This window comes from Luteibacter sp. (assembly GCF_009912395.1).
Classification (GTDB): domain Bacteria; phylum Pseudomonadota; class Gammaproteobacteria; order Xanthomonadales; family Rhodanobacteraceae; genus Luteibacter.
Genome location: NZ_WNDO01000007.1, coordinates 14435 through 33523 on the forward strand (window position 1 = coordinate 14435; position 19089 = coordinate 33523).

Sequence of the window (19089 nt, forward strand, 5' to 3'; positions counted from 1 at the left end):
AGTCAGTCCTGTTCCTGTAGGTGAAAGATGCCGGTCTGTCGCCAATCCATGGCGATCACGCTGGCGGCCGGGTGGTCCAACATGGAGAAATGCCCCGCATCGATGTCCACGACACGGGCGGGTTCCGCCAACCACTGGCTCCATCCATAATCATGGTCGACGTCCGTACGGGCCTCCTGGGCGGCGGTATAGACGGTCACTGGGGCATGGAGGGGCAAGGGCGACGGGGCATAACGCTCATAGGCACGTCGATTGGCATCATGGACGGCCAGCAACGTCCCAAGCTGGCGCTCGCCGACATCCAGGTCGAAGGAGGCGAGCAGCGAGGCCCATTGCGACGAGGGACGCGCCACGAGATCCGCGACGGGGATGTCGATCCTTCTTCCCTGCATATGGCCGATGTGCCTGCAAAGGGTGGCAAATGTCTCCGCCTCGCTTGCCGCTCCGGTGGCGTGGCGCGCGCGGGGGAAAGCGTCGAGCAGAGCCAGGCTTTCTACCTGCTCCCCCATGTGCTGCAACAGTCGCGCGGTCTCGAAGGCGACCACGCCTCCGAAGGAATGTCCAAGCAGGCGATAGGGCCCCTCGGGCTGGATGGTCCGGATCGCGTCGACATGGATCCGTGCCGCGGATTCAACGGAATCCGCCGGCGCCGACCTCCCGTCGAGTCCCGCTGCCTGAAGCCCGAAGAGTAGTTGGTCGTTCCCTAGCGCATCCGCCAGAGAACGGAACGAAAGCACGTTGCCGCCCACGCCCGGGATAGCGAATAACGGACGGCGGCTTCCACGCCCTTGAATCGCCACCAGGACGCCGAGCCCGGTCTCCGGCATCCCGGGCCCGAGGCGCCTGGTCAGCGCACCAACGGTGGGAGCCTCGAAGAGCGCGGCAAGGGGCAACGCACACGACCAGGTACGTTCGATGCGGGCCATGAGACGAACCGCCAGCAGCGAATGTCCGCCAAGGTCGAAGAAGTCGTCACCCAGGCCGATATCGTCTTCTGCTCGACCCAGGACATCCGCCCAAATAGCGACCATGCGGCATTCGTCCTCGGTGACCGGCGCGATGCGCTCGCTCCGTCGAGCCACATCGATCTCGATGGCGGCAAGGGCGCGTCGGTCGGTCTTGCCGCTGGTGGTCGTCGGCCAGTCCGTGAGGGCGACGAAGGCGGTCGGTACCATGTAGGCCGGCAACGCCAGGGCCGCGTGCTCGCGCAGGCGATCGGACTCCGTAAGCGCCTCCGATGCCGCGCGGTAAAACGCCACCAGCCGCTTGTCCGTGCCCTGCCCCTGCACGACCACCGCCGCCTTCTCCACGCCCTCGTGGCTTTCCAGGCAAGCCTCGATCTCACCCAGCTCGATGCGCAGCCCGCGCAACTTCACCTGGGTGTCGATACGGCCCAGGTATTCGATGGTCCCATCCTCGTTCCAGCGGGCCAGGTCCCCCGAGCGATACATCCGCTCGCCGGCCGCGAACGGATCGGCCACGAAACGCTCGGCCGTCAGGTCCGGCCGGTTGAGGTAGCCACGTGCCAAGCCGTCGCCGGCAATGTACAGCTCGCCTGGGATACCGATGGGTAGTGGGCGATTGAATCCGTCCAAGATGTAGATCCGCAGGTTGTCGATCGGTACGCCGATCGGCACGTGCGTGGAGGGCAATGTCGCGCAGTCGTGCGCGGTCACGTCGATCGCTGCCTCGGTGGGGCCGTAAAGGTTGTACAGGCCAGACTGCGGAAAACGTTCGCGATAAGTGGTAGCCGACTTTCGGCCCAAGGCCTCGCCGCTACAGATCACTCGCATCACGGAATCGTGCGTTGACGCACCATTCTCCAGGAATGCCGCCAACATCGACGGCACGAAGTGCAGCGTGGTCACTCCATGGGCATCGATCGCCCGCTCCAGATAGGCCACATCGCGATGGCCCCCCGGTGTCGCCATCGCGATGGTCGCTCCGGTCATCAAGGGCCAGAAGAATTCCCAGACCGACACGTCGAAGCTGTATGGCGTCTTCTGTAGCACCACGTCCTTGCCGGACAAGGCGTAAGCCCGCTGCATCCAGCACAAGCGGTTGACCAATCCCCGATGCTCGTTGAGCACCCCCTTCGGCTGGCCGGTCGAGCCGGAGGTGTAGATCACGTAGCACAGGGTATTCGCCGTGGCCGGATCGGCCAGGACGCGATCCTGCGCACCGGCCTCGATGGCCGCCCACTCGCTGTCCAGGCAACGCAGGTCCACGCCCTCGCCCAGCAACGGCGCGATGCCGTCACGCAGGTGCGCCTGGGTCAGCACCACCGGTGCCGCGCTGTCGGCAAGCATGTAGCCCAACCGCTCGGACGGATAGTCCGGGTCCAGCGGCAGGTAGGCCGCGCCGGCCCGCACGATGCCCAGGATCGCCACCACCATCGCCAGCGAGCGTTCCGCGCACAGCCCGACGATCGTATCCGCCCCTACGCCCCGCGCCTGCAGGTAGCGAGCAAGCGTGGCGCTGCGCGCGTCCAGCTCGGCATAGGTAAGCGAGCCTTCCTCGCCCGTCACCGCCACGGCCTGCGGCGTGCGTGCCATCTGCGCCACGATGCTGTCGTGGATCCGCGCTTCGCGCGGATATGGCCACGACGTGGCGTTGAAGTCCTCCAGCACCTGCGTGCGCTCGCCCGGCGGCAGGTAGTCCAGCGTCTTCAGCGCATCGCCCGGCGCCGCCATCGCGTGCCGACCCAGCGTCGCCAGATGGCCGACCATCCGTTCGATACGCGCACGGCGGTACAACTCCGTGGCGTAGACGATCGTTCCGTGCAACCCGTCGGGGCCTTCCTCAAATTCGATCGTCAGATCGAACTTGGCAATATCGTGATCCAGACCGAAGGCTTCCACGCCATCGGGCATCGTCACCGCAGCCGTGTTCTGCAGGATGACCATCACCTGGAACAGCGGACTGATCGCACGGTTGCGCTGTGGGCGTACCGCTTCCACGATCCGTTCGAACGGTGTGTCCTGGTGTTCGTATGCATCCAGGCAGGTCCGCATCGTCGCCGCCAGCAGCGCGTCGAAACCCGCCGTCCCGTCCATCCGCGTGCGCAACGGCAGCGTGTTGACGAACATGCCCACCAGACCCTCGGTCTCCGCATGCCGCCGATTGGCGATCGGACTGCCGATGCACAAATCATCCTGGCCGCTGTAGCGGTACAGCAGTGCCTGCACCAAAGCCAGCAACGCCATGTACAGCGTCGCCCCTTGCGCTTCCGCCCGTTCGCGCAAGCCCCGGACCAGCACCGCGTCGAGTGCGAACGCCACCGAATCGCCTGCGCTGCCGCGTTCGGCCGGGCGCGGGGCATCCATCGGCAGTTCCAGCGATTCGGGCAGGCCGGCCAGTTGCCCCTGCCAGTACGCCAGCTGCCGGGCCAGGCCACCGCCCTCTTCCAGCCAGCGCCGCTGCCAGATCGCGTAGTCCGCGTACTGGATCGGCAGTGCTGCCAGGTCCGCTGACGGATCGGCCAGCAACGTGCCCAATTCGGACAACAGCACCCCGATCGACCAACCGTCGCTGACGATATGGTGCATGTTCAACATCAGCACATGGTCGTCCGTGCCCAGCGTCACCAGCAGGCAGCGCAGCAGCGGTCCTTCGGCCAGGTCGAACGGCGTCGACGCTTCCTTCAGGCACAGCCGCCGCGCTTCCTCCTCGGCTGCCGATGGCGGCAGATGTGACACATCGACCACATCGAGGCATACGTCCGCCTCAGGCAGCACCTGTTGGTGCGGATCGCCGTCGGTGGCGATGAAAATCGTCCGCAAGGTCTCATGACGCTCGACCAGGCGCCTCAACGCAAGGCGAAGCCGCGCCTCATCCATCGATCGATGTGCGCGAGCGGCGCCAGCAATGTTGTAAGCGGAACTTGCGGGATCGAGTTGATGCAGGAACCATAGGCGTTCCTGCGCAGCGCCTAGCGGACACGTAGTACCCCTCTTCACGGGAGACACGGTCCGCGGCGTATCGGCAGAGGCCTCGTCCACCCTGGCCGCCAGCTCGAGCAACCTCGTATTCGCGAAAAGGGTCCTGACGCCGATCTCGGCACCGAATCGCTGGCGGATACGGGCAAGCAAGCGCGTGGCCAACAACGAATGGCCGCCGAGTTCGAAGAATTGTCCGTGTCGACCGATGGCCTCGATCGGCACGGCAAGCAATTCGGACCAGATCTCCGCAAGGGAACGCTCGGTATCCGTTGCCGGCGGCGTACCCGCATCCTGCGAACCCGTATCGACATGCATGGACAGGAGGGCCCGCATGTCGACTTTTCCGTTAGGTGTCAGGGGCCACGTCGCCACCTCGACCCAGCCTGCGGGAACCATGTAATCAGGCAGACGCGCGCGCACGTGATCGCGAAGGGCATCCGCGCCAGACATGACCGCTCCGTCGACAGATCGATAAAAAGCCAGGAACCGCCCTCCACCGATCTCCGGCTGGGCGATCACCATCGCTTCGGCGATTGAGGCGTGGGACGACACACAGGCTTTAATCTCGGACGGCTCGATCCGGAATCCACGAATCTTGACCTGGTGGTCCGTGCGGCCGACGTATGCCAGCTGTCCATCGTCCCGCCAACGAACAATGTCCCCCGTCCGATAGAGACGGCCATCAACACTGAAGGGGTCCGGTACGAATCGCTCTGCGGTCAGATCGTCCCTTCCGAGGTATCCTCGCGCAACGCCGGCGCCACCGATATATAGCTCTCCGGGAACGCCGACGGGAACAAGCCTGCGGCGAGCGTCGAGAACATGGACCTGCGTATTGTCGATCGGGCCGCCGATGGGAATATCGCCGTCGTCCCGGATGTCGTCCGCCACCAGCCGGGTGGCCGTGCTGATGATGGTCGTCTCGGTGGGACCATACGTGTTGAACAGTTCCGCTTGCGGCATACGATCGAAGAAAGCGGATACCTTGGCTCCGTCGAGCCGTTCACCGCCGACGATGACCTTCCTCAGCGTCGGCAGGACGCATCCTGCGCCGACCAGTTCATGGAACAGCGCCGTGGGCAAGTTCAAGGTTGTGAGACCGTGCAGCGACGCCAGCGATTCGATGCCGCCCGGTGTCAGAACCTCTTCGCGCTCGGCCATGACCAAGGTGCCCCCGACGCGCAGTACGACGAGCACTTCTTCGAGGAACAGGTCGAACCCCATGCTCGACACCATGAGCTGGACGTCATCCGCCGCGATGCCGTAGTAACGCGCGGCGAAACGATTATGGTTGACCAACGAACGATGCTCGACGGCCACGCCCTTGGGCTTGCCCGTCGATCCCGATGTGAAGATCACATAAGCCAGATCGCCGACGGAAGGTCCACGGCCCAGCCGATCCAGCATGAGATCGAGGCGATCATCTCCTACCTTCGCCATGACCGCCCAGTCCGGCAAATCGACGACGACCGTCACGGCGGTGTCGCCAAGCCAAGCCAGTCCCCGCGGATCGGCGACGAGCGCCGCGGCGCCGGCATCGACCAGCACCTGATTCAGTCGTTCTGGCGGATGTCGGGGGTCGAGGGGAAGGAAGACATTTCCCGACATGAAGATCGCCAGCATGCCCGCCACCATCGCGGGTGTCCTGTCGACGCACAGGCCGACTATGGCGTTGCCGTCCAGTCCTTGCGCCTTAAGCCGCAACGCCAAGGTCGCTGCGATAAGAAGCAGATCCGAGTACGGAACATCGCCTCGCCCGCTGCGAACGGCGACAGCGGCAGGTCTCGCTCGAGCCATCTCGACGATGGCATCATGCACCCGTTCCCCGTGCGGAAGCGGCGTGTCGGTATCGTTAAACATCGCCAGCAGGCGCTGGCGATCCCGCCCTAGGTAATCGTGATCGCCGATCGGCATATCCGGGCGCGATACGAGCACATCGGCCAGGCAGGCCAGGTGCCTGGCCATCCGATCCATCCGTTCCTGCGAAAACATCGCCGTGTTGAATTCCAGGGCCACATCGATCGTGCCGCCTGTCGCCGTGAAATCGAAGCTCAGATCAAATTTGCTGACATCGCTCGGAAAACTGAACGCATCGATACCCGGGCCCATGCCCGGCAGCTCGTCCTGCATCGATACCATGACGCGAAACAGCGGCGTGGCCGCCAAGTTGCGATGCGGACGCACGGCGGCCACGATTTTCTCGAAAGGCGTGTCCTGCCGGGCATAAGCCTCCAGGCAGGTCTCGCGTACCTGCCTCAGCAGGCTACGATAGGTCGTTCCCTCGTCGAGTCGTACGCGAAGAGGCAGCGTATTGACGAACAACCCAATCAGCCGCGCCGTCTCCATGTGAGAACGGTTCGCCACCGGGGTTCCGATACAGAAATCGTCCTGGGACGAATAGCGATGCAGGAGCACGGCGACGATGCCCAGCACTCCCATGAACAACGTGGCGTCGCTCTCGCGGGCTAGCTTGAGGAGCCGTCCGCTGACCAGGCCATCCAATCCGAAGCGGATCGTACGTCCGGGTGCGCTTCCTTCCGATAGGCCCCCGCCGTCGGTGGGCATGTCAAGGGACTCGGGCATGCCCTCCAGTTGATTCCGCCAGTAGGCTAACGGCGAATCGGAGCCCTGAGGGCCGGACCAGCGGTTCCGTTGCCAGGCCGCGTAATCTGCGTACTGTATGGGCAACGGCGGAAGCGAATCGCCGCTTCCCGACAGGAATGCCGCGAGGTCCTCGATGAGCACGGGAATCGACCATCCATCCGCGACGATATGATGGAGGTTCAGCAGGATGACGTGATCGTTGTCCGCCAGGCGGATGAGCGTGGCCCGCAACAGTGGGCCCACCGCCAGGTCAAACGGCCTGGCGGCCTCCGTCGCGCAAAGATGGCGGGCTGTGTCGACACCTGTTTCCCCTGTCGTATCGCTCAGATCGTGCATCGTCACGGGAGCGTCGATGAACGAAAGCACTCGCGGACAAGGCGCTCCATCCTCACTGGGAAACACGGTACGCAGACCTTCGTGACGCTGGACGAGTTGCTCGAGGGCTCTTGAGAGGTCCAGGGGATCGACGGCCATCCGGACACGCACCGCGCCGGCGATATTGTATCCACCCGACCCCGGATCGACTTGGTCGATAAACCATAACCGCTCCTGGGCGTGACTCAGCGCGAGCGGACTAGCGCGGCCCACCCGGGAAATCATTCCATCGCGATCACCGGCTTCCCGCCTGACGATCTCGACCAGTGCGAGACGATGCGCGTTGACTGCCGCGCGAAGCTCTGCGGTCAACGCGCCCGGCGGCGCATAGCAAATGAGTTGTTCGTTCTCCAGACGCAAGCGCGCACGGCGGCCCGCGAGATCCTTCAACACCCCTGTTACCGTCGTCATACGCGTCCTGCCGCCCCTTGTTCCGGCACCTGCCTTATTCCCCCTACCGGCCACCTGGCGGCCAGGTGCCGCACGCGATCAGATCGCGGCGAGTACCGGTTGCGCGACGACGCAGTCATCCACGAGCTTGCCGTCAAACAGCGATATCTGTCGGCTCGCCTGGGCGGCCGAACGCGGATCGTGCGTCACCATGACGATGGTGCTGCCCTGACGATGCAAAGAGTCGAGTAGGTCCATGACCATCTGGGCGTTCTTCGAATCCAGGTTGCCGGTCGGTTCGTCGGCGAGCAGCACTTTCGGCTTTCCGACAAGGGCACGGGCGATGGCGATACGCTGCTGCTGGCCACCCGAAAGCGCGGCCGGATGGTGCTTCTCGCGGTGGCCCATCTCTACTTGCTCCAGAGCCTCCGTCACCATCGCCTGCCGCTGCTTCTTCGTGAGGTCGTCGCGGAAGGTCAGCGGCAACTCAACGTTCTGGAAAACGTTCATCTCGCCGATCAGGTTGAAGGCCTGGAATATGAAGCCGATCTCCTGGTTGCGAACCTTCGCGCGATCAGCCTCCGTGAGATGGGACACTTCGGTACCGTTGAGGCGATAGGACCCTTCTGTGAACGAGTTGAGCAGCCCCAGCACGGAAAGCAGCGTCGACTTGCCACAACCGGAGGGACCGGTGATCGAGACGTACTCGCCCTGGTCGATGGCGAGATGGATATTGTTGAGCGCCCAGGTTTCAAGCTCTTCGGTGTAGAAGATCTTCTTGACTGCCTGCAACTCGATCAGGTGCTGCTTGCTCATTCTGCTCTCCTGTTCCCCGGATGCCCTGGTGGATTCCGTTTGTCGATGGACCGTCATATCCGAGGTCCGCATTGTCACTTGAGCAGGATCTTTTCCTGCCCCTGCCATTCACCTGTTTCGGACGTAATGACCTGGTCACCCGTGGCGAGGCCGCCGGTAACCTGCATCAGGTCCATCGATACCTTTCCGACATGGATGGGCACGCGAGTCGCGTACTGTCCGCTCGGGTCAAGCTTGTAGACCGATACAGTCGCATCGGGCTTGACGTACGACGGCCGCCCGACATAAGTCGCGTCAGCGATACGGGTGAGGAAAATGGTGCCCTCGACGGGAAGCTGGGGGCGCGCGCCCGCTGGCAGTTTACCGTCCAGTGTGACATCCACCACGACCGTGCCATTGATCACCGAGGGATCCACGCGCGTCACCGTGCCGTCCACCAGGCCGTTGCGCGTATCCACCGACACCTTCTGCCCTGCCAGGATATCGTTGGCTTCACGCGCGGACACACGCAATTCGGCGTAGAGGTCGTCCGGGCGAGCGATACGACCGATAGGGGAACCGGGCTGGAGCTGCTGACCCACGTCAATGTTCATTTCCTGCACGACGCCATCGATACCGGCGACGATACGCAGGTTGGCGACCTGGTCGTTCGCGCGCTCCATTGCCTTCTTCAATTCATCCGAGCGGGCCTGATCAGCGTTCAGCTTCTCCTGCACGTTGATTCGGACAGCGGCCGTGCGCCGCGTTTCCATATCTACCTGCTCGCGTCCCTGGGCCGCGGTGAGCACCGTGGCGTCATGTTCGACGCGAGGAATCACGCCCGGCATCAGGCTCTGCTCTGCATCCAGGCGACGTTGCGCCCGTTCCAGTGCGAACTTCGCCTGCATGAGGGCCGCTTCCTGGTTGATCAGTGTGGCGCGAAGATCGGCACGTGATGCGTTGAGCGTGTTCACCGATCCCTTCCAGGCGGATTCGGCCTCCGCGGCGCTCGCCGTCAATTGAGGATTGCTCAGCTCGGCGAGGAGGTCCCCGTCCTTCACCGTGGCGCCGGGACGGACATTCTTGGTCAACACGCGCCCGGTGACCTGGGAAGCCAGGTATTCCACGTTTCGCGGGACCAGTTGCCCGTTGGCGTGAACCTTGACCTCCATGAGACCGTGCCGGACGGTATCGATGGACACCTTGTCGCGATCCACGCGCTGGGTGCTGAAGTCGACACTCGCGAGACCGACGCCGCAGGCGGCGACGAGCGCCACTCCCACGAGGATGACGATGGCTCGCTTGCTCAGGATTCGCTTGGGCTGGGTTCTAATGTGATCCATGGCCAACGTTACGCAATGATCATGCCAATGACACTGGCGGGATGGGACGGGCGATAAGGCGCCCTGCCGTAGCCGACGGTCCCGCGACCGGGACCATCACGTCCCATTAGCGGGAACGCTTCAGCTGGTCGATCTGGGCGGCGAGATCCCGGATCGTCACCTGCTCGAACAACGCTTTCACGGGCAATTCGACGCCGAAACGAGATCGCACCGTATAGATGAGCCGGGTGGCGATGAGAGAGTTTCCTCCGAGCTCGAAGAAATTGTCGTTAGCCCCGATCTTGGCCTCGATGGCCACGAAGCCCTGCTCCTTGAACACGCCGCTCCACAGGTCGACGAGCGCCTTCTCGGTCTCCGTCGCAGGCTCTTCATACCTCCGGCGCGATTCGATACCCACCTCGACCGCCTGTAGCGCCTTGCGATCGATCTTTCCGTTGCTGGTCACCGGCAGGGTGGCGACGCTCACGAACGCGGCGGGCACCATGTACTCGGGAAGTTCGCCCAGCAAGTGCGCTCGCAGATCCGCGGTATCCACGGAAACCACATCACCCGGCATGGAATCTCGCATGCGATAGAACGCGACCAACTGGGTGAATCCTGTCTCACCGCGCGGCACGATGGCACACGCCGCCATGCCCGGATAGGCGACCAGGCGCGCTTCGATCTCGCCGGTTTCGATACGGACACCGCCGATCTTGACCTGATGGTCGATACGCCCCAGGTATTGGATATTCCCGTCATCCAGCCATCGCGCAAGATCGCCCGTCCTGTACAGACGCGCTTGAGGCTGGAAAGGATGCGCGATGAACCGTTCCGTGGTTAGTTCAGGTCTGCGCAGATAGCCCCGGGCGAGATTCGCGCCGCCGATGTGGAGTTCGCCGGGAACGCCTGGCGGCTGGGCATGGCCATGCTCGTCCAGGATGAGTATCTGAGTGTTGTCGATAGGACGACCGATAGGAACGAAGCTGCGGTCCATGCGGGTGCAGTCGTAAGCCGTGACATCGATTGCCGCCTCGGTCGGGCCATACAGGTTATGCAGCGCCGCTTCCGTGAAGACCTCGCGATACCGGCGAGCCGATTCCGCGTCCAGCGCCTCGCCACTGCAAAAGACGAAACGAACCCCGGGGCAGGTCCCGCCGGCATGGTCCAGGAACGTCTGCAACATGGATGGCACGAAATGCAGCACCGTGATGCCGTTCTGGACGATAAAGCGCCGCATGTAAAGCGCATCAAGGTGGCCTCCCGGTTGAGCGAACACGAGCTCGGCGCCGGTCATGGGCGTCCAGAGGAATTCCCAAACCGACACATCGAAACAGTAAGGGGTCTTCTGCGCAACGGCGTCTCCCCGTCCGATGGGGTAACGCTTCTGCATCCATTGCAGCCGGTTGACCAGGGCGCGATGCTCGACCAGTACGCCCTTCGGGCGACCGGTCGAGCCGGAGGTATAGATCACGTAGCAGGTATCGGTCGCCGAAACCTCGTCGACCAACGACATGCCCTCGTCCCGTAGCCGTGCCGATTCCCGCTCCACCGTCGTCCACTCGTCATCGAGCGCCAGCATCCGGACATCCGCCGAAGGAGACAATGTCGCCAAGCGGCCCATCAGGTTCCGCTGTGTAAGGATGACCGGCGTGGCCGAATCCTCGAGCATGTAGCCGATGCGATCGTCGGGATATTCCGGATCAATGGGCATGTAGGCGCCGCCGGCACGAAGCACCGCCAGGATCGCGATCTCCATCTCGATCGATCGATCCAGGCACAGGGCCACGATCCGGCCCGGTCCCACGCCGGTATCCTGCAACCACAAGGCGAGCGCCTCGACGCGTTCTCCAAGCGTCGCGTAATCGATGGACCGGTGGCCATGCCTTACGGCCGGCGCGTCTCCCTGGCGGACTACCTGGTCCAGGAAAAAATCGTGTATGCGCTTGTCATCGGCGAACGGTGTAGCCGTATTGTTCCACTCGCGCACGACTCGATCCCGCTCGGCCAGCGTTGCCAGGGCCAGCTCGGCCAACGAGCGTTCCGGAGCGTCGCATGCCTGATCCAGCAGCCAGATATAACGATCAAAGACCGCGGAGATCACCTCGTCGGGCTGCTTTGCCGGGTCCGCTTGCAGCGTGATGCGCCAAGTGTCGTCCTCGCGAAAGACCTCCAGCGCCAGGTCGTAGTCGCCTTCGCCTTGTTGCCTGAATCCATTGAAGGAAGCGAGACCGAAACGTTGCCGGTAACCCTCGAATGCGGGATCCGCCAGGCTGCTGAACTCGTGATAGCCGAAATACAGGGCGAACGGTACCGAGGCATCCGCGCGCGCCCTGTCGAGCATCAAGGACAAGGGATAGGCGGAGTGATACACGGCGTCGACGATCGACATCTGAAGGCGCCTGGACAACGCGCCGATGGTTTCCTTGGCGTCGACCGCCGTCCTGATCGGTACGGCGTTGAAGAAGAAACCGATGTCGGCCCGATATGTCGTATCCGGCCTGACCATCACCGGCATGAGCACGGTGAGGTCAGACTGGCCACTATGCTTGCTCAGCAATGCGAGGTAGACCGCATGGAACCATGCGGTGGGCTGGATGCCCAGCGAGGCGCATGTATCGAGGATACGCCGGGCATGCCCTGTGTCCAGCGTCCGGGAATGGATAGTCGACGGGCGACCGACATCGAACGCCCCCGCATGTTCGGGAAGCAGGCGGAATATCGGGCGTTCTTTGGCGAGACACCGCTTCCAGTAGTCGCGGCTGGCCACGCCCTCGTCTGAACGAAGCATCGCATCTTCCCAGGCGACGAATCGCCCGTAATGCCCCACAGTATGGGCCGGCGGCTGCTCTCCCGACACGATCGCATCGTATGCCTCGAACAACGCAAGCAACAGGATACCGACCGATTGGCCATCGAAAATAATGTGATGGACAGCGATGAAGATGCACAGATCCCCGTCGTCCACACGGTGCAGGCTCGCCCTCACGAGGGGTTCGCGCGCCAGATCGAACGGCTGCGCGGCGACGGCCTGGAAATGACCCGCGAGCGAGCGTTCGCTTTCGATGCCCGGTGCGACGGCAAGCACGGGAGGGTTCAGGCGATCGATCCTGTGGACCGGCTCCCCCTCCAGCTCTTCGATCCTTGCCATGAGGATCGGATAACGCTGGACGATCCGATCCCAGGCAGCCACGAGACTTGCGACATCGAGTCGGCCCGCCAGGCGGGAGCAAGCCGTGATGGCGTTGCTCCGCCCCGTGTGCCAGCGCTGCAACAGGTATTGGGCACGTTGTCCAGCGGAAAGCGGAAAGCTTGACACGTCGTCGCTGACGGCATCGTCACGTGCACCAAGCAACGCGACCAGCTCGCGCTTGTGCCGGGTCAGCGAGTCGCGAAGTCCTTCGGTCATGGCCCCCTGCGGACCGCGAACCGTCAGTTTTCCTTCATCCACGCGAAGCGCTATGCCGCGCTCCGCCAGATCCGCCAGCAGCGTCGTGATCTCTTCCATTGTCCCCTCCCCAAAACCATGTCGCCCCGGACGCCCTCACTCGGCGACGATCGGGTGCCCGTCGTAAATGCTTTGCAACGTCACGCTGTCGTACTTGGGTTTCGCATAGAGGCGCGGGAGATCCTTGAATGCGCCATAAGCCGCATGCGGGGCCTCGTCGTTGAACAGGAAATACGGCAAGCCGACATCGATATCCTGCTGGAGCGTGATACGGACCTCGTCATCACCTATCGGCTCCAACGTCCACACCGCATTCATATGCGTGAGGCGATAGCAGCAATCATCGTTCGGAGCCGCATCCGGTGCAGCCGTAAACGCTACCGTGATGGGCTGTCCAGGAGCGGATTGCGTGAACTGGGTGTGCAGCAGAAATTCCCGGGGCGAGAAAGGCGACGGGAACGTCTCCTTCCACAATTGGACATAGTTCCTGGCCACCGGATCCCAGTGTTTGACCGCAACCGACTCGAAGCAATCAGGAATCCAGTCGTGACAATTTTCAAGACTACCGTCGAGATGTGCCGCGGCGGCCCGGTCCAGGCTGGTCTTCACTATGCGTTCCGCTTTCACCTTGAGCAGGGTCTCACCCGGCGTCTTGATGGTGTAGACCTTGATGCCCTTCTTGTCGATAACCAATTTTGGCTGGTTATCGCCGGAGTACTTCCATGCCACATGCGCACCGGCCGCTCCGACGAGCAGCACTGCGACGATCACAAGCAACCACTTCCCGACACGCCGGGCCAGACTCCTGCGTTTCTGCATCGTTTCCTCCCCCTTGAATGAGCGCCCGGGGCGATCCCGAGCGCTCCAAATCCTTTAGATATCGAGCACCTGCGCGGGTCATTCGTAACGCAGCGCATCCCCGGGCTCCATGACCACCGCCCGTCTCGCAGGGATGTAGGACGAGCCGAAGATCACGGCCACCATCACGAACAGAACGCCGATCGTGACTGGAACGACACCGTCCAGGGCGTTCGGCACGACGCCGGTCATGCCGGTGGTCAGGACGACGCCGACGACGCCTCCCACCAATCCGACGATGAGGTACCACATGGCCTGCCGCATAAAGCGACGAATGATGCGACCGCTGGTACTGCCAAGCGCACGCATGATCTCGATCTCCTGCGTCCGTTGCGCCACGGAACGACTGATAAGACCGAACAGTCCACTGGCGGCGAGGATCACTGTGATCAGGGCGATGCCCGTGAATCCCGGAACCATCGACTTGTAGGAATTGATGGCGACAAGGTACTCATCCAGTCGCTGGAGATTATGCAGCGGCACGTCCGGATCGACGTCAAAGGCGGCCGCACGGAGGGTGTCGCGGGTATCTCCGCGGATGCCCGGCACCTTGACGAGCAATTGGAACCCGGTAGGCGCCGCCTGCTTCAACGGTCGGTAAACGACCCCGACGCTATCGCTATACGGTCCGGCGACCGCTGAGGCGACACCGACAATCGTCAGCCACGGACCGTTCGCCTCGGGATCGATCTGGATACGCTGGCCGATCGGATCGCGGTTTGGCCAGTACTGCGTCGCCGTACGCTCGTCGACGATGGCAACCTGCTGCGTCGTCGCCACATCCGTCGCATCGAAGGCCCTGCCGGAACGGATGGCGATGCCCAGCATGTCGAAGTAGTTGGAAGACACCGTCGAGAAGGGCAGCTCGAATTTGTTCTTGTCCGTCGCCCCTGCCCTGTCCTCGATATCCGCACGCTGCATCGCAGGCGCCGTCGGACTGGCGGTCATGTATCCCACCGTGGCGCCAGGGATGCGTTGGCGTATCGATGCATCCAGCTGGTCCCAATAGCGGATCCTGTCGTCAGGCGTCGCATACCGGGCGCCGAGTGCGCTGCTGTACGTGGAGAGGAGAAGATTCTCTTCCGCCACACCGACCGGTTTCTGGAGTTCACGATTCACAGCGGAAGCGATGTTGGCGCAAATCACCAGAAGCAAAGAGGAAATCACCACTTGCACGCCAACCAGTATCGACGTCGTTCGTTGGCTACCTTTCGCAGCGGCGCCCTTGCCGGTGCCCGCCAGCGTCGCCGCAGGATCCAGGCGCGAGATGCGCCACGCGGGAATAAGCGTGCTTAGCAGCCATAGGACTGCCGCCGCGATGATCGCGACCAGAAAATCGATCGGCCTGACGAGAAGCTCATTGGGATCGCGCCCCGACGCCTGGAGACGCGAGGTGAAATCGAGCAGGCCATGAGCCCAATGAACCGCCAGCACCGCCAGCACCGCGCCAACCACCAGGCCGAACGCGATCACGAAGAACGATTGCAGGAGGCATTGCCTGAGCACACGCCAGCGCGTGGATCCCAGCGCCGTGCGCAAGGCGAGTTCACGGCTCCGCTCCATCAGCATGGCGAAGAAGATCATGCTGATGTTCAGGCCACCGAGCAGTAGCACGGCGATTGCGATGAACGTGGCCATCGCGATGACCGGGATATTGTCGTGTGTATACATCCGGTGGGCGGGAAATACGGCGACGGAGCGCTTGGCACCGAACGACTGGGGATAGTCCGCATTGACTGATGCGATCGCCTGGGAAAGGTCCTTCTCCACGGCATCCGAAGAGGCGCCGCCGGCGGCCCTTGCCACCACGGTGACCTTGGGAAGCGACGGATCCGGTGTGGCGATGACCGCCTTCTGCAGGGGCGTCCAGACTTCGAAGTCCTGGAAAGCGAAGAAATCGCGTGGCATGACGCCAGCCACCGACACCATCTTGCCGTCCATGCGGACCTGCTTGCCGACGATATTCGGGTCGCCGGCGAAGTAGGTCTGCCAAGTGTCGTAGCTCAGTATGAGCGAACTGGTCGTACCTGCTGCGGCATCGCGATCGTCGAACAGGCGTCCGAGCAACGGCTGCCGTCCGAACGCAGCCAGAAGCGACGGCTCGATGGCTGCGCCGCGCAACCTCATGCTGGCCTCGCCCTCGCTCATGATGGGCGCACGCGGGGAAAACGCACCCAGGTAATCCACGGACTTCGTCCGCTTGCGAAGCTCGTTGTAGGTGAACGGGTCCATGCGAGGCCGAAGCGACGCGGACGTATTCTCGGCGGTCTGCACGCTCAGCCAGCTCGATGAACCATCGAACGGCAAGGGCTTCAAGCCGATGTTGTAGTCGATGACGAATACGAAGAGCGACAGCCCGACGCTCAACGCCACCACCAGGATACAGAGCAGCGAGTTGCCGGGCGAGCGGACGAACAGTCGCCAGGCGTGCGCCAGGTCGAACCGCATGTTCTTTATCATCGTAGAGCTCCCTTCATGCGTGCGTGGTGGGGCATGTCCCGTGGATCCGGGCGGCGACATCGGCCGCGGACTTCACACCGTTCAGGCAAGTTCCGTGCCACGCCATGCAATGCGTTGTGGCGCCTCGTCGGACCGATATCCACCGGGACCCTGTCCCGAAACCGGGACAGCGCGTCCCGGTTTCGCTCCACGTCAGGCGACAGCGATGTCGTCCAGGTCGAAGTATCCTTCGTAGCCATCGAGATAGACTGCGGCCCTGTGCCCGAAGAGCAGTATCGCTTCGGTTCGCGTACGCAGCGGCTCCGGCGAGGTCTGCGACGATACGACCCGCGTACCCACCGGATGCTGACGGTTCCATGCCTCGACCTTTCCCGCCGCGTCCTTGCCGATGACTGCGACTGCCGGCGCCGCCGCGGGTACGGAAGGCGCTGCCTCGACGACTGCAGGCGGCACAACCTTGGCGGTCACTCCGTTGGCCCGTAGCATCTTGGTCAGCACGTCCCCATGGCCGATTTCCTCGAACGCCATCGAATCGGCTGCCTCTCCCCTGCCAACCAGGTAGGCGATCGTCGCCGCCCAACGCACCGGACTGGCAATCTGCGATGCCAGTGTCGCGGCGACCGTAGTGGCCTCGTAGGGAAGCGCACTGATATTGGCGACCACAGGTATCGCCGGATCCATGAATGTGACGCCTTCGAGGAATGCTTCGAACTCCTTTTGCGCATCGGCCATGAATGGCGTGTGGAACGCGCCGCTCGTCTTGAGCGGGAAGACCAGCACGCGTCCCTTCTGCAACAGTGGCTGGGCGGCCGCCACCTGCTCACGGTCACCCGAAATGACGATTTGCACCGGAGTGTTGAAGTTCGCCAGGTATACGCGATCCAGGCCATTCTCTCTGAGCGTCGCCTCGATTGCGGCCGGGTCGGCGTTGACCACGGCCGCCATGGCGCCACCCGAGGCTTGGCTCATCAACTCACCCCGCTTCCGTACAAGGCGAACACCCGTGGCAAAATCGAAGCATCCCGCCGCGTGCAGGGCGTTGAATTCACCAAGGCTGTGTCCCGCCAGGAAATCGGGAAGCGCGTGCCCATCGCGACGCCTAGCGAGAAACGACAAGGCGTTGACGACGAACAATGCCGGCTGGGTGAATTGCGTGTTGTCGAGTTCGCTGCGCGGATCCTCGAGGCACAATTCGCGGATCGAATATCCCAGGACGTCGTCTGCCTGCGCGACCTCGACGGCAAATGCGTCGAAAAGCGCGGCGCCGCCCATGCCCTTGGCCTGGGAACCCTGTCCCGGGAACATGTAAGTCTTCATGGAACCCCCTGTCTTCCGATGTTGTTCAGGCCGGCGTGCCGGCCTTCCTGTCGGCCAGAAGCGCCGCCAGCTCTCCCATGTTGCTGGCCTTGATCGTCTCTGCCAAAGGCATGTCTATATCCAGCGTTTCGAGTGTCATCATGACGATTTCCGATCGGTCCATCGAATTCGCGCCCAGGTCCCGAAGCGAGTCCGTGCCTGCCAGCGCGCGATCGTCTAGTGAAGGAAGCACTTCGCGTGCATGCTTGATAATGAGTTCCAGGATGTCGTCTTTGTTCATGGCATGTCCTCTTGGCGGATTACGAGACCCACTCGTATTCACGGTGGAATTCCTTGATCTCTTTCAGGAACAACGTCTCCCGGCCGTGCACCCTCCTCGCCGGCGAAACGAAGGAAGGATCCATCGACGCGTTACGGGTACCGAACTTGACCAGGTGGTTCGTCGCAAGCAGTTCGTCGTATTCCTTCATACTCAACGAATGGCGACGATTCAGCTGATCGCCTATGCCCTGGGCGCGTACGCGCTGCTGCCCCTCCCGGGTGACGATGCCGCTGAAGAATTCGGAACAGCATCCCGATCCGTAGGAAAAGCAACCGATACGACGAGGCTCGTCGAAGTCGCCGTGCTGGATGGTGCTAGCGATGGCCATGAGAGTACTGGCCCCCATCGTGTTGCCGACGCGTTGATTGAAATGCAGGCTAGGGCTCACGCGGCGATCGAAATCTTCGTCGATATCCGCCGGACGTGCCTTGGCGACCTTGCGCATGATGTTGCGATGTGCGCCCTTGACCATGCCGCCGAATGGCGTATGCATCGCCAGATACGTAAAGGTGTGGGCCAGATCGGCGCCTTCCACACGCGACTGGTACTCCATGAAGGCCTTTTCGCAGCAGTCTAGGTAAGACAGCAGGGAGAGGTCCGCATCGCCTGCTTCCTTGTCGGGTGCAGGTCGGCAGGTATCCATGACCTCGTAACCGTAATAACCGCTGGCACCGACGTCGATGCGAAAAACATGCGGCTGGTCGCTGACCAGGGCAGCCACGGCCCCCGCGCCGCTACTTGGCTCGAAGAACGACCAGTCGTCGGTGAGTCCTTCTCCACCCTCCTCGGTCATGAATCGGGAAATGTCCGTCGCGATCAACAGGACCTTGGCCCCGGGCGATACGGAGGATAGGACGAAGTTGGCGGCTGTCTGCAGACCGGCGACGCCGGAATAGCACGCGTTCTTGAGTTCGAAGAGTCGACAGTTCCGATTGAGATCGAGCAGCTTGTGGAAATACGTGCTCATCGACTTGCCAAAGTCGAAAGCCGACTCGGTGCACGTAATCACCACTTCGATTCGATCCCGCTCCTCGGGTGTCAACGCATCCACGAGGGGCTTTGCGGCGTTCACCCCATACGTGATGGGATCTTCATAAGGCAGCGCCACCGTTTTCTCCTTCATCAGGAGATTGGCGAACCTCGTCATGTCCAGCCCGCGATGCCGGGCCAGGGCTTCCACGTCGACACGAGCCGTACCGGCATAGACGTTCATCGATTCGATCCCAACCGCTCGCATGTTTCCCCCGTTTATCCAAC

The 19089-nt window shown here is 62.7% G+C and carries 9 protein-coding genes; all 9 read right to left on the reverse strand.

Features of this window, described 5'->3' with window-relative positions:
• Positions 1-2: 2 nt before the first annotated feature.
• The 9 genes from GAK28_RS08745 to GAK28_RS08785 all read right to left on the reverse strand — a co-directional run bounded on the left by GAK28_RS08745 (position 3) and on the right by GAK28_RS08785 (position 19069).
• Positions 3-7331, reverse strand: coding sequence for a non-ribosomal peptide synthetase (locus GAK28_RS08745; RefSeq protein WP_291777264.1), 7329 nt, complete (start codon positions 7329-7331; stop codon positions 3-5).
• Between the two features lie 78 nt (positions 7332-7409).
• Complete coding sequence (locus GAK28_RS08750; protein ID WP_291777267.1) at positions 7410-8126, reverse strand: ABC transporter ATP-binding protein; 717 nt, start codon at positions 8124-8126, stop codon at positions 7410-7412.
• Between the two features lie 74 nt (positions 8127-8200).
• Entirely contained in the window at positions 8201-9448 is a 1248-nt protein-coding gene (locus tag GAK28_RS08755) for an HlyD family efflux transporter periplasmic adaptor subunit (RefSeq protein WP_291777270.1), read from the reverse strand.
• Positions 9449-9554: 106 nt separating this feature from the next.
• On the reverse strand, positions 9555-12935 hold the full coding sequence (locus GAK28_RS08760; protein ID WP_291777273.1) for an amino acid adenylation domain-containing protein: 3381 nt from the start codon (positions 12933-12935) through the stop codon (positions 9555-9557).
• Positions 12936-12971: 36 nt separating this feature from the next.
• Entirely contained in the window at positions 12972-13694 is a 723-nt protein-coding gene (locus GAK28_RS08765) for a hypothetical protein (protein ID WP_291777276.1), read from the reverse strand.
• Positions 13695-13772: 78 nt separating this feature from the next.
• On the reverse strand, positions 13773-16193 hold the full coding sequence (locus tag GAK28_RS08770; RefSeq protein ID WP_291777279.1) for an ABC transporter permease: 2421 nt from the start codon (positions 16191-16193) through the stop codon (positions 13773-13775).
• A gap of 192 nt (positions 16194-16385) precedes the next feature.
• A complete protein-coding gene (fabD, locus tag GAK28_RS08775; RefSeq protein ID WP_343161856.1) occupies positions 16386-17510 on the reverse strand; it encodes an ACP S-malonyltransferase in 1125 nt (374 codons plus the stop codon).
• A 25-nt stretch (positions 17511-17535) separates the two neighbouring features.
• The gene (locus GAK28_RS08780) at positions 17536-17790 is read right to left on the reverse strand and encodes an acyl carrier protein (RefSeq protein WP_291777282.1); all 255 of its coding nucleotides are present in this window, start codon (positions 17788-17790) and stop codon (positions 17536-17538) included.
• A 19-nt stretch (positions 17791-17809) separates the two neighbouring features.
• Complete coding sequence (locus GAK28_RS08785; protein WP_291777542.1) at positions 17810-19069, reverse strand: hydroxymethylglutaryl-CoA synthase; 1260 nt, start codon at positions 19067-19069, stop codon at positions 17810-17812.
• Between the last annotated feature and the right edge of the window lie 20 nt (positions 19070-19089).

Coding starts and splice junctions, on each gene's coding strand:
- GAK28_RS08755 (WP_291777270.1), bottom strand. CDS start 9,448: ATGGATCACATTAGAACCCAGCCCAAGCGAATCCTGAGCAAGCGAGCC.
- GAK28_RS08750 (WP_291777267.1), bottom strand. CDS start 8,126: ATGAGCAAGCAGCACCTGATCGAGTTGCAGGCAGTCAAGAAGATCTTC.
- GAK28_RS08780 (WP_291777282.1), bottom strand. CDS start 17,790: ATGAACAAAGACGACATCCTGGAACTCATTATCAAGCATGCACGCGAA.
- GAK28_RS08785 (WP_291777542.1), bottom strand. CDS start 19,069: ATGCGAGCGGTTGGGATCGAATCGATGAACGTCTATGCCGGTACGGCT.
- GAK28_RS08745 (WP_291777264.1), bottom strand. CDS start 7,331: ATGACGACGGTAACAGGGGTGTTGAAGGATCTCGCGGGCCGCCGTGCG.
- GAK28_RS08765 (WP_291777276.1), bottom strand. CDS start 13,694: ATGCAGAAACGCAGGAGTCTGGCCCGGCGTGTCGGGAAGTGGTTGCTT.
- GAK28_RS08770 (WP_291777279.1), bottom strand. CDS start 16,193: ATGATAAAGAACATGCGGTTCGACCTGGCGCACGCCTGGCGACTGTTC.
- GAK28_RS08760 (WP_291777273.1), bottom strand. CDS start 12,935: ATGGAAGAGATCACGACGCTGCTGGCGGATCTGGCGGAGCGCGGCATA.
- fabD (WP_343161856.1), bottom strand. CDS start 17,510: ATGAAGACTTACATGTTCCCGGGACAGGGTTCCCAGGCCAAGGGCATG.